Annotated in this window: 7 protein-coding genes; 4 read left to right on the top strand and 3 right to left on the bottom strand. The window is 41.9% G+C overall.

What is annotated here, in order from left to right:
* Window positions 1-66: 66 nt before the first annotated feature.
* A complete protein-coding gene (locus Q0590_RS20710) occupies window positions 67-2,115 on the bottom strand; it encodes a beta-N-acetylhexosaminidase (RefSeq protein WP_302039511.1) in 2,049 nt (682 codons plus the stop codon).
* Between the two features lie 348 nt (window positions 2,116-2,463).
* On the opposite strand from Q0590_RS20710, the gene Q0590_RS20715 reads away from it, so the two are divergent.
* Together Q0590_RS20715 and Q0590_RS20720 are read left to right on the top strand one after the other, a co-directional pair.
* Window positions 2,464-3,912 (top strand): POT family MFS transporter, encoded by a 1,449-nt coding sequence (locus tag Q0590_RS20715; RefSeq protein ID WP_302039512.1) that lies wholly within the window; start codon window positions 2,464-2,466, stop codon window positions 3,910-3,912.
* 237 nt (window positions 3,913-4,149) lie between these two features.
* Window positions 4,150-4,350, top strand: a complete 201-nt coding sequence (locus Q0590_RS20720) for a hypothetical protein (RefSeq protein WP_302039513.1) — start codon at window positions 4,150-4,152, stop codon at window positions 4,348-4,350.
* Between the two features lie 410 nt (window positions 4,351-4,760).
* Here Q0590_RS20720 and Q0590_RS20725 read toward each other — a convergent pair whose 3' ends face one another.
* Together Q0590_RS20725 and Q0590_RS20730 are read right to left on the bottom strand one after the other, a co-directional pair.
* Complete coding sequence (locus tag Q0590_RS20725) at window positions 4,761-8,537, bottom strand: PVC-type heme-binding CxxCH protein (protein WP_302039514.1); 3,777 nt, start codon at window positions 8,535-8,537, stop codon at window positions 4,761-4,763.
* Window positions 8,521-9,687: a Gfo/Idh/MocA family protein gene (locus Q0590_RS20730; RefSeq protein ID WP_302039515.1), complete on the bottom strand. Its 1,167-nt coding sequence runs from the start codon at window positions 9,685-9,687 to the stop codon at window positions 8,521-8,523. The genes Q0590_RS20725 and Q0590_RS20730 overlap by 17 nt, the downstream gene beginning before the upstream one ends.
* Before the next feature lie 383 nt (window positions 9,688-10,070).
* On the opposite strand from Q0590_RS20730, the gene Q0590_RS20735 reads away from it, so the two are divergent.
* Both Q0590_RS20735 and Q0590_RS20740 read left to right on the top strand, forming a co-directional pair.
* A complete protein-coding gene (locus Q0590_RS20735; RefSeq protein ID WP_302039516.1) occupies window positions 10,071-10,943 on the top strand; it encodes an AraC family transcriptional regulator in 873 nt (290 codons plus the stop codon).
* A gap of 79 nt (window positions 10,944-11,022) precedes the next feature.
* Window positions 11,023-12,459, top strand: a complete 1,437-nt coding sequence (locus Q0590_RS20740; RefSeq protein ID WP_302039517.1) for a DUF4403 family protein — start codon at window positions 11,023-11,025, stop codon at window positions 12,457-12,459.
* Window positions 12,460-12,515 lie beyond the last annotated feature (56 nt).

Below are 12,515 nucleotides of genomic sequence, written 5' to 3' on the forward strand. Positions count from 1 at the left end.
AAAGGCCAGAATCATTTCTGGCCTTTTCTTTTGGCATCTAAGATAATGGATTTACCCGTCTTCAAGTTAAGTTGTAGCTTTTGCGGCTTTTTGTACTAATTTTTCAATCCCTTCTACCACTTTCAATTCACACTTAGCTTGTGGTTTTTTAGCTTCTTCTAGCTGTTTCTTAGTGGTTTCTACCCAGCTGGCAGAAGGTGTTTTGCCTGTCCGTATATGTTCCATAGCTTGTAAGCCAATCTCCGACATGGCTGAAAGTGTTTGGGAAAGAGGGGCTACATCTTTCAGGATGGGAGCCTGTTTAAGTGTTTGCTGAAAGGCAGCATGATTGTTTTTCCATAATGTAAGCCAATAGGTTAGCTCTTTCGCAGCAGCTTCATTGGGAGAACTAATATATTGATCAGTTAAGAATCTGAACTTTCTGGCAACTGCTGCATCCGGGTTAGCTGCATCTGGTACTAAGGTATACGGGCCAAAACTGGTCAGGATGTTGCCTTTGCCATGCCTTTTATAATCTTCCACTGGTTCCAATACGTCTACCAGGGTTTTCAGCGAAGTAATATCCCGGCAACCAGCTAAGCGGCGCAGCATCATTTCATAGTTTTTTTCATGCAATAAACCCACTTCTTCCAGTTGAAGGCTTATAATATCCAGGCGGCGGTACATGTCTTCTACATCTTTTACACTGCCCGGCGACCAGAAACGTTCGGCAATGGCAGCTGTCCGTGGCCATATTCTGGAATCTATTGTTTCTTCGGTTGCTAATTCCGACCACATGGCAGCTTCTCCGCCCAGAATATTCTTTTTTTGTTCATCTGTTAAATCAGCATCTGCAGGCACGGGATCTATTAAATAGTGTCTGCTGGTTGACCAGGCCAGGTCTATGTAATAACCATTGGAAAGTATAGCTGTATACCCTTTTCTTGCCGCCTCGAACAGAGATTTTTTTCCGCGCCACGACTGGATCATGATTGATTTTGTGATTCCAGGTTGCCAGATTTCATCCCATCCCATCATTTTCTTGTTGTACCTGGTTACGATTTTTAAGGCCCGTTCGATAAAATGCGTTTGCAGATCATGATTGCTTGCCAGGTTATTAGCCTTCATAAAGGCTTGTATCTGTGTATTGGCTTTCCACTGTTTGCCGTTATTTTCATCGCCTCCAATATGCAGGTATTCGTCTGGAAACAAGGCAGCCATCTCTTTAATGAAGGTATCGAGAAATGTATAGGTTTCTTCTTTTGTGGGGTCAAATGTTGGATTCTTGATGCCAAACTTCCGCTCAATGGTATAGGGCCCGGGAGCAGAGGCTAACTCCGGATATCCTACAAACCAGCTGGTTGCATGGCCAGGTACATCAAACTCAGGCACTACCCGGATGCCCCGGCTATCGGCATACTGAATTATCTCTTTTATCTGTTCTTGCGTATAATACTGTCCGTCGGAGCCTAGTTCGTGAAGCTTTGGCAACGAGTTTGTTTCAACGCGGAAACCCTGATCATCAGTGAGGTGCCAGTGCAATACATTTAATTTTACAGCCGCCATTCCATCCAGGTTTCGTTTAATTACTTCTATCGGCATAAAATGGCGGGCTGCATCAATAAGCAATCCCCTCCAGGGAAACCTGGGTGCATCTTGAATTGTAACAGCCGGAAGGTAATAGCCATTTTCATCCCTTCCTACCAATTGTAAAATTGTCTCTAACCCTCTCAGTGCACCTATATCTGTGGTAGCTGTCAACTTTATTTTTTCGGAAGTCACCGTTAAAGTGTAGCTTTCATCCTCATTTAGTATTACTTTTCCGGGCCGGTCTACAGTAATCTGCAAGGAGGCTGAAGCATCGGTGTTATTGGACGTGATGTATGCCTGAGAAAAAAACAGCCCTGTCCGGCCATCCAGACGGCGTAACATTCTGGTTGCTCCGCCATATATTCGCTGATGTGGCTTTCCCTTAATAGCTAAAGTAAACTCCTGAGTCAGCGTAAATCTTCCATTCCCTTTTTCCATACGGGCAGGTACTGGCATCAAATGATGAACTAGCCCGGTTGGTTGGCTATATACTGCTTGAATAAGTAGGAGGCAGGAAAAAACAAAGAAGGAAAAGGTTTTTTTCATAAACTAGCTGAATTTGGCATGTAATTGAAAAAGCAAGTTAAAAAAACTAACTCCCTCGCATATAAGTTTATTTGGGTAAACTATACATGGATATTACATAGGAGTGAGTAAACCTGTGTAATAATTAGAGTAGGTAGAGCAGATTCATTACCTAGGCGGGTATAAAAAGCCCCCAGCTTAGTTCGCATACAGATTAGTGGCAAAATGCTTATATTTTTAGTAACTTGCTTTTCCATCTGTCGGATAAACCATTATTCACACAAACTAACTTCTCATTGTTATTGCTCTGCCAGGCTGACTATTCTTGCTTCGTCTACTTTGCAAAGCCATAACCAACCTTAAACCTACATGGAATCAACACAAACTGTACCCATTAACCAGAAAAAAACAGATAAATACCCGAAAAGTGTCCCCTACATCATTGGCAACGAAGCAGCTGAACGCTTCAGTTTTTATGGGATGCGTTCTATTCTGCCAACCTTTCTTGTAGCGCAGTTCTTCAATCCCTCCAGCAATCCGGCTATGCAGACTATGGCCGAGGCTCAAGCCAATGAGCAAACCCACTTCTTTGTGGCACTGGCGTATGCCATGCCTTTGGTGGGAGGCATATTGGCCGACTGGTTTTTTGGCAAGTATAAGGTTATTTTATATATCTCTCTATTATACTGCATTGGCCACTTAACGCTTGCCATTTACGATCATGATTTGCAAGGATTTACCTTTGGTTTGGTATTAATAGCCATTGGGGCCGGTTGTATTAAATCGTGCGTGTCGGCAAACGTAGGCGACCAGTTTGATGAATCTAATCAGCACCTGATGTCTAAAGTATATGGCTGGTTCTATTTCAGCATCAATGCAGGTTCTGTTTTTGCTACTTTAATGATTCCCATTATCTATGCAAAGTATGGCTCAGCCTGGGCTTTTGGTGTACCCGGTATTTTAATGGCCCTGGCAACATTTATTTTCTGGTTAGGCCGCAGAAAATACCGGAAAGTGCCTCCTTCAGGTATTCAGCGGAATAATTTCCTGTTTATCTCTTTATATGCTCTGGCAAATGTAGGAAAAAAGAAAAAAGGCGAATCCTGGCTGGATGTAGCAAAAGCAAATTTTAAAGAAGAGTCCGTAGAAGGAGTAAAGGCTGTTTACCGGGTTCTCATGGTGTTTGCCTTCATTCCGATATTCTGGGCTATGTGGGATCAGAACCTTTCTGAATGGGTATTGCAAGCAGCTAAAATGGATAGGACGGTATTTGGTATTGAACTTCTTCCAGAGCAAGTGCAGACCGTGAATCCAATGTTTTTGCTTTCTCTAATTCCCGTATTTACGTACATAATTTACCCATTTTTTGATAAACTAGGTCTTAAAACAACTCCTCTGCGCCGTATTGGTACTGGCCTTTTCCTGACTGCTTGTTCTTTTGTTATAATTGCTCTGATTCAGGAACAAATAGATAATGGGGGTTCTCCCACTATCTGGTGGCAGATTCTGGCTTATTTCCTTTTGTCTGCTGCTGAAGTGTTAGTATCTATTACAGGGTTAGAATATGCCTATACCCATTCACCAAAAGCTATGAAAAGTACAATGTCTGCTATATGGCTGTTAACTGTAGCAGTGGGAAATATATTTGTTTCTTTGGTAAACAGCAGCATTGCCAACAAAGGCTTTTTTGCACAGTTAGAAGGAGCAACTTATTTCTGGTTCTTCGTAGGATTGATGATGGCTTTTTTACTAGTATTTATGCTTGTTTCCGGTAGAATCAAAGAAAGAAGTTTTATTGTGAACGAGGCGGAAGCTTAAACGTATAATTAATCAAGTTACATAAGCCTGTATCCATAAACGGTTGCAGGCTTTTTTTCTACCTATCTTATCCGTAAGAAGGTGCTGCTGAATATTTTAAGAAAAATAAACGGTTACTTTTTGCCGGACAACTATACTTATGATTGCTTAACATACCCTGGCCGTTTCTACAGTAGTCTCTTTTGAACTTTGCTTACTAATTAATATATTGCTTACACAGAAAAATTATTACTACACATGAGAAAGATTACAGATCTGGATAGAGTTAAAATCTACGAACATGATGACAGCGTTCTGGAAGGAATGATCAATGAGTGCAACCAAATGATAGATCGGTTTGAATCTTTAGAGGATCAGGAAAGTGCGGAAGGAAAAGATTTAAAAGTAAATATCCTTAATTATAAAAATAAGATCGCTAAAATACGGAATGGCTATTAATATGCCTGATCACTCTATAGGTAGCTTTCTGTTATCTTCCCTGATTCTACTCCATTAAGATAACTTAAAATGTATAAAAAAACCTGTCTGCTTTTAAGCAGACAGGTTTTTGTGTTATTGGTAACGGCTTAAGCACGAGTCATACTGAGTTAAAGCAAGTGTAGTTAGAGATTTAGTAGAAACCATCCCATCATCAAAGTGCTTGTACCTATTTTACATCCATCACCTACATACAGCATCCATGTATAGCAATCATTAGATCAATATAATAGGGGGGAAGCACTAGATTACAGGTAACTAATAGTAAACAAAAAACCATGGCAACAAAATTACCATGGTTTTAATACATTAATAATAACACATTTAACTATCTTCTGTCAGCAGCAAGCTGACTAAAATTTTGAAGTTCGTTACTCCACTTTCATTACTCCGTTCATAATCCGCCAGTGGCCGGGGAATGTACAGACAAAGGGATAATTTCCTTTTTGACTAGGTGCAGTAAACTTAAGCCGGAAAGTCTGATCAGGGTTAACCAATGGAGTAGAGGCTATCACCTGCGAGATGGAGGGTACATAATTTTTTTCTGCGCCATCTTTGGCAGTAATTAGTTTATCCGCTGCCGCCCCGATAACTTCTAGTGACTTAGGTTTCCCAATAACCATGTTATGTTGCATGGCATCAGGGTTTTCGAACACAATTTCTACCGGCTGACCTGCTTTTACCGTAAATTCTTTTTTGTCAAACTGTAAAGCTTCTCTTACTGCCTTGATCTGGATAATTTGTGCATTAGGGTCTGATGCTTCTTCGGCAGAGCGCAAGCCCCAGGCCTGTAACAACTGATTGTACCGGTCTTTATTATCTACGCCGATGTTATTACTCAAGCTCGCCAGAAACTCCTTATCCTTTTCTTCTACAGTAGCTGTCTTTTTCATATTCCAGCCCGTAGTAACCCCTTTTACGATAGCTCCGCTTTCATCGGCACTTAGTTGCTGAGACTGTTTGAGTAAGCTGATCACTTCCGGAGCATCGGCTACAGAGGTATAGCTTCTTATAGCTCTTTCCAGGGCGTACGAAGCAAGGCTTTTAGGAGCCTGATAAACCAACTTAAACATAGCCCGGTTATTGTTTTCGTTTGCTTCCGCAATCTGATTGTCTTTATCAGCTACAACCTGTATCGTATATGTACCAGCCTGGTCTGAGTTAAAGCTAATTGGACCAGTCCAGGGACCATTGGTGTTTTGAGAAATGGTTACTTTTTCACCGGGAGCTATACCTGCAGAATGCACCATACTAACCATATTGATCAGTTTATTATTGCCTTCAATCCGGATAGCCAGCGGAGTAACCGTACCACTTGGTATAGCCGTTTCGCCCTGGTTTTGAACTTCTATAAATAAGCGGACGGTCTCACGCAGGGCAGGGGCAGCCGGTTCGCTACGCACCGAAGTAATTACTAAATCGGGTTTGTTGGATGAACTTACAGTTCTCTGCTCATTACCTGTATTGGTAGCAGTTTGCATAGCTTCGTGATTATGGTCCATAGCAGATGCCGAATTGCCTGCTGATTTTTGTGTGGTAGAGGCCTTAGCAGCTACTTGTTGCAAGTAGGCATTCATCAGCTTTCCTTTGTTACTGGTAAGTACACAGGCAAAGGCATCTGGCAACCAGCGGTCTGTGGATTCTGTGGCATTTTCCATACGGACCAATACTGCTTTTTCAGCTTCCGGAGAAAGCGGCATTTGAGACAGAGCCAATAATGAATGCAGCACTACGAGTGGTTCTTTATCATTTAAGGTATTGGCCTGCAATAATGCATTAACAGAACTAGCTTTGTAAGGAAGTACCTGTACGGCTGTTTTTCTAACGCCAGGGCATGCATGAGTTAATGCTTTTGTTACTGCTTCCATGGTTGCTGCATCTGAACCATCTAAAGTTCCTAAGCCATGGAGTGTCCAAAGGGCATGTATGGCGCCAGGATTTATACCAATTTCATCCAAAGATTGATCTTGCACCAAAGCAAGTAGTTGTGGAACAACATCCCGGTTGTTTCTTTCTACTAATATCCGCTGGGCTGCTTGCCGCCAGAACATATTGTTGTTCTTCAAAGCAGCTACCAGTTCCTGTGGTTTGTCTTTACTTAAAACCATCGGTTTGTAGGGGGGAGCTTGCTTATAAGCCACCCGGTAGATACGGCCGTGCGTATAATCCCGTAAATCGGTTTCATAGGCATTTCCCTCGCCATTTTCAAATCCTTTAGGGGTTGGATTGTGTTGGATAATGAAGCTATACCAATCGGCTACCCAAACGGCACCATCCGGACCAATTTCTGCGGCCACTGGAGATACCCATTCGTCGGCACCGGCTAATAAGTTAAAACCATCTACATCTTCATAATCAGTGCCCTTTTTAGCCATCACATTCTGATGCACAATATGACCTGTCGGTTCTGTCACAAATGCCACTGTATTCCAGTATTTTTTAGGAAAAGCTCTGGCGGTATAGAAGCTATGACCGGCAGCTGCTGTAAATCCGCCAAACACATCCACCTGGCGTACAGCACCGGTGATAGGCTTCATATCTTTATGCGTATCTGTACTGCGGCTACCATTGTCTACTCCAGGAGCGGAATTGAAGAAACGGTGAGCAATAGGCATATACCATCCATGTGAGTTATTGGCTGTAGAACCGAATACATCGCCGGTTTCATTGAAGGCAAAGCCCCAGGTATTGTTAGAAGTACTGGTTACATACTCCAGTGCCGAGCCATCTGGTTTGAAACGGAAGAAACCTTGTCCGAACTTTAAAGAATCTGCACCAATTTTACCTTTGAAGCCAGAGTAGCCTACGCTTCCATAGATCCAGTTATCAAATCCATACTTTAAATTGGAAGGACCTGCATGGGTATCAAACGTGCCAAAACCAGTATACAGGATCTCTTTTTTGTCGGCCTTATCGTCGCCATTGGTATCTTCTATATATAAAATATGCGGAGCCTGCGAAACAATTAATCCATTTTTGTATCGGACAAGCCCTGTAGGAATACTTAATCCTTCCGCAAACCGGGTAAATTTATCGGCTTTGCCATCTTTATTTGTGTCTTCACACAGTAAAATATAGTCACTGCCTCCATCGTCTTTGCGTTCGTTGGGATAATCTTTGGTAATCAATACGTACATGCGGCCTCTTTCATCCCAGGTAAGGGCAATAGGGTGCATGACATTGGGTTCACTGGCAAAAAGTTCCAGTGTAAATTCCGCAGGAACCTGGATATGCTTCATAGATTCTTCCGGAGTCAGTGCCAGCTGCTGCTTCTGAGTGCCGGGACGTTTCTCATAGTTAGGCAAGTTTGCTTCTTTATAAGCAAATGGCTGCGGGTTTAAGGCATCGTGCAGTTTTTTTACATCATCGCCAACCGCCCACAAAATGCCATTTTCCATCAGTTTATGAAATCCCACATTGCTCCAGGTATGATCGTCATGCCCATAAGCTGTATAGAACACGCGGCCTTTTCCATAGGAACGTGTCCAGGTATAGGGTTCTGTTTTTTGATTAGGCTTATCTTTTGTCTGGTCAGCTTTAATCTCCCGTTCCATCAGCACATTATTATCGGCTTGTAGTTGCTGATGCAGATAGGTTTCGTCAAAACTTTTGAATGGGGTAAAGCCTTGCATAACCGGATGTTCCGGTTTGGTTACCGTTGCCTGAATGGTATCCATGGTATGCCGCCAGAATTGTCCGCCTACCATCTTCACGTATTCGGAAGAGTTGCGGAAACAATAAGAAGCACAGTGTACAGGTATCAAGCCTTTGCCTGAAGAGACAAAATCTAGTAATGCTTTTTCAGGGGCAGCTGGGATACTGTCCCAGTTGGCGTAAATCATTAAACCATCGTATTTGGCTAAGTTTTCAGGATTAATATCTTCCAACTTATCCGTATAGGTGAGGTTTATGCCTTTGTTACCCAGGGCTGCCATTAATGCAGGAATCCGTTCAACAGGTTTATGATGTCCATTGTCGCCCAGGAAAAGAATTTCTACGCGCCTTGGTTTATTTTCTGCTTTGGCAGAACGGGTGTTGGTTCCTTTGCTGGAGGTGCAATACACCAGTACAAAGCAACTGATCAGCAGGCTTACCGACAGGTAAAAAATGCTCCGGAATGATCTGGTTTGTTTATTTAGTAGATGCATGTGACTGCTCGGATTGATAAAGATAATCAGTTGAAGTAAAATCAGGTATCTGGATAAGTTCTCCTCCCTTTAATGCTGACTCATGTGCCAGAATACCTACACTGGTCCAGTTGGCTGATTGGGGAGCATTCGGGAAAGGTTCGCGGTCTTCAATAATGCTCATAATAAATTCATGAGCTAAATGTGGGTGAGAGCCTCCATGGCCGCTTCCTTGCACAAAGGATAAGTGTTGATTGGCCTCAATATCATATACCCCTTTCGTTGTGAACATTTGAATGGATTCTGGTAGCAGATGCGCATAGTCTGGCACCTGAACTTTAGAAGGAATTTCATGTTCGTGTTTTTTAGCTGTATGAATCACCGGATCTTCTCCTTCAATCAATGGCCATTCGAATGATTTTTTGCTGCCATATACTTCAAAACTTTCACGGTACTGGCGGGCAGTGTCAAACAGGGAACGGTATACATTGGCGCTTAAGTCGCTGTCTTTAAACTTAATATGAGCACTTTCAACAGCAAACGGTGAGTTGTAATGCGCTATTAATTCTTCCCGGATTGTACCAGAACCAAAACAGGAAACATAGGCTGCATCAAGCTTTAATAACCCTGCTACCGGACCTACACAGTGCGTAGCGTAGTGCATAGGAGGTAACCCTGGCCAGTAATCAGGCCATCCGTCCATATCCTGCTGGTGGCTGGCTTTCAGAAACTGTACTTTGCCTAATTCGCCTTTCTCATACAATTCCTTGACAAACAAGAATTCCCGGCTGTATACAACCGTTTCCATCATCATGTATTTTTTGCCGGATTCTTTTTGAGCGGCTACTATTTGCCGGCATTCTTCTACCGTAGTTGCCATCGGTACAGTGCAGGCTACATGTTTTCCGGCTTTTAAAGCAGCCAGGCTCTGGGACGCATGCAAGTGAATGGGTGAGTTAATGTGTACCACATCCACATCCGGATCTTTCAACAGTTCATTAAAATCGCTGTATCGTTTTTCTACACCAAACGCATCGCCAATCTGATTCAGTTTTGACTGGTTACGCTGGCAGATGGCGTACATGGTGGTATGCGGATGCCGCTGATAGATTGGAATAAATTCTGCGCCGAAGCCTAATCCAACAATGGCAATGTTCAGTTTCCTGGTCATAATAGTTATTAGTTAATGAGGTGGATTACGTATGATAAAATGTGATCTTTATGTAGTATTATGTAGAGCAATAGTTGAGAAAACTCGGTAAATGTTGCTGCTTTTTTCTCAATTTATCAATCTATTTATCCTGGCCTACAAACACTTGGATTAAGATAATACAATATTAGTTAAATCCTAATAAAAAAAATGTGTTTCTTTTAACCAATTGTTCCTCTATTTTGACTATTTTAAAAGCTATATTTAATAAAAAAGGTAAATAAATAGATAGACTGGTTAAAGTTCAGGCTACTATTGGATCAAAAAAAGGTTCTGAGCCAGTCAGAAATGGCAAACTTTCCGGTATATCATATGGCCTGTTACCTAGTAAATAGATACCTGTTATGAAAGCATTATTAAAAAAATCCGTTTCCTCTATTCACTCCTTCATCGTGAAAGAATTCCATGATCCGGTATTCGACCCCAATTGGCATTTTCATCCGGAATACCAATTGTTTTGTGTCATGGAAGGAAGTGGCACCAGGTTTATTGGTGATAATATTAAGCATTTTCAATCAGGCGATATGGTTTTACTGGGGCCTAACATGCCGCATCTATGGCGAAGCGACGACTACCTGAAAAAAGACAAAGCTCCGAAAGCACATGGAATAGTCATTTATTTTGAGGCGGACTTTCTAGGAGCCGAGTTTTTTGAAAAGCAGGAAATGGTATTACTAAAGCAGTTGTTTGAAAAAGCTCAACATGGGCTGGAAATTACCGGAAATACCCATGAAGTGGTGTTAGCTAAAATGCTTGAACTGGTAAACAAAGAAGGCTTTGAAAGCATTATGGGTTTGCTGGATATATTATATACGTTAGCCTGCTCAGAAGAGTGCGAATTTATAGCCAGCCTGGGTTTTGAAAATAATTATAAACATACCGAAACGGAGCGGATGCGGGTAGTACACGAATATGTGATGCAGCATTTCCAGCAAGAAATATCCTTGGAAAAAGTGGCTGCCCTGGCCAATATGAGTCCCTCAGCTTTTTGCCGGTATTTTAAAGCGAGAGCCAATAAAACGTTTTTTGATTTTGTCAGTGAAATCCGTATAGGCCATGCTTGCCGCTTACTGATTGAAGGAAATTTGAGTATTACCCAGGTTGCCTACGAATGCGGATACAAAACTATTTCAAACTTCAACCGGCAGTTTAAGGAAACAGTTAAAGAAAGTCCGTCCAAATACCAGCAGCAATACATGCATCTGGCAAAAGGCTAAGACACCGCTACGTTAGTAATATTGGTTGGAATCAACTAGGTTTGCAAATTGTTCAGGATATATTGTGTCTAACCAGCCTATGTCTATATTTCCTTCGGAGTGCCGTGTCCGGCTATGTCAGCTTATTGTCATACTTTTTATCTTTACTTCCTGCCAGCGTACCAAAATTATTAATCCAATACAACCTGAAGAAACCTATACCCAAGTGAGTACACAGCCAGTAAGCCAGTTATCTGTTATTAATGTTCCGGTAACCATTCCGCTTTCCGAACTGGAAAAGCAAATGAATAAGCAAGTGAAAGACCTTATTTTTGAAGATACCAGCCTTGAAAATAATGAAGGAGATAACTTGTTATTGAAAGTTTGGAAAAGAGAACCCATTACTATTCAAGCAGTCAATAACCAGTTTCAGATAACTGTACCCCTGCGCATATGGGCAAAAGGCGGCTTGTCGCTGGAGCGGATGGGAATAAACCATACAGAATTTAAAGAAACCGATTGCGAACTGAATGTGCATTTTGTCACGAAAGTAAGCGTAAATGAACAATGGCAGGTACAAACTACTACCTTGGCAAAGGGATACGACTGGATTTCTAAACCTAAGATAAAAATAGGTTTTGTTGAATTATCGGTTGCTTCGTTTCTGGATAATACGATAGATACACAACAAGCCCGCATTGCCTCCTTATTAGATAAGCAGGTAGCCGAAAGATTAGACATCCGCAAATATGTGCAGAAGGCGTGGATAGGAGTTCAGCAGCCATTTTTACTTTCCCAGGAGTATCAAACGTGGTTGAAACTGACGCCAACCGAAGTATTACTTACCCCATTGGCAGTTAAAAAAAATCTGGTTACAGCCATGCTGGGTGTAAAAGCTTATTCTCAGACTGTCTCCGGCCTTAAGCCTGAAGTAGTGGTGAATGAACAGCTCCCGGCATTGCAACTGGTAAAACAAATGCCAGATAAGGTTTCTATAGGCGTAAGCGGCCAAGTATCGCATGCCTATGCCTCTCAGATTTTAGCAGAAAAATTTGTAGACCATACTTTCACTTTTAGTGAGGGTAAATACGAAATTACGCTGACTTCTATAGATTTATATGGGCATGGGGAGAATATCGTGGTAAAGGCTGGCATGGCCGGAAGTATCGAAGGTACCGTTTATCTGAAAGGAAAACCGTATTATGATCCGGATACTCAATCGGTGGCCCTGTGGAACTTAGACTATGATCTGGATACTAAGAATAAGTTGATTAAAACGGCAAACTGGCTGGCAAAAGGTAAATTCGTAAGGACTTTGCAGGAGAAACTACGGATTCCCCTGGGAGAGCGTATGGAGGAGGCAAAAGAGTTGATTCAAAGTAAACTTACGGATAAGCAAGTGGCCAAAGGGATAATTGTAAATGCACAAATTCAAGAATTAACCCCAGCGGATGTATACATAACTCCAGAAACGATTGTTGCCCTGGTAACAGCCAAGGGAAAGGCAACAGTTAAAATAGAAGGGCTAACAGAATAATTTTATCCAGACTTTCTTAAAAAAGAGCCCTGCATGCAGGGCTCTTTTTTAGACGC

The organism is Rhodocytophaga aerolata, assembly GCF_030503435.1.
GTDB classification, from domain to species: domain Bacteria; phylum Bacteroidota; class Bacteroidia; order Cytophagales; family 172606-1; genus Rhodocytophaga; species Rhodocytophaga aerolata.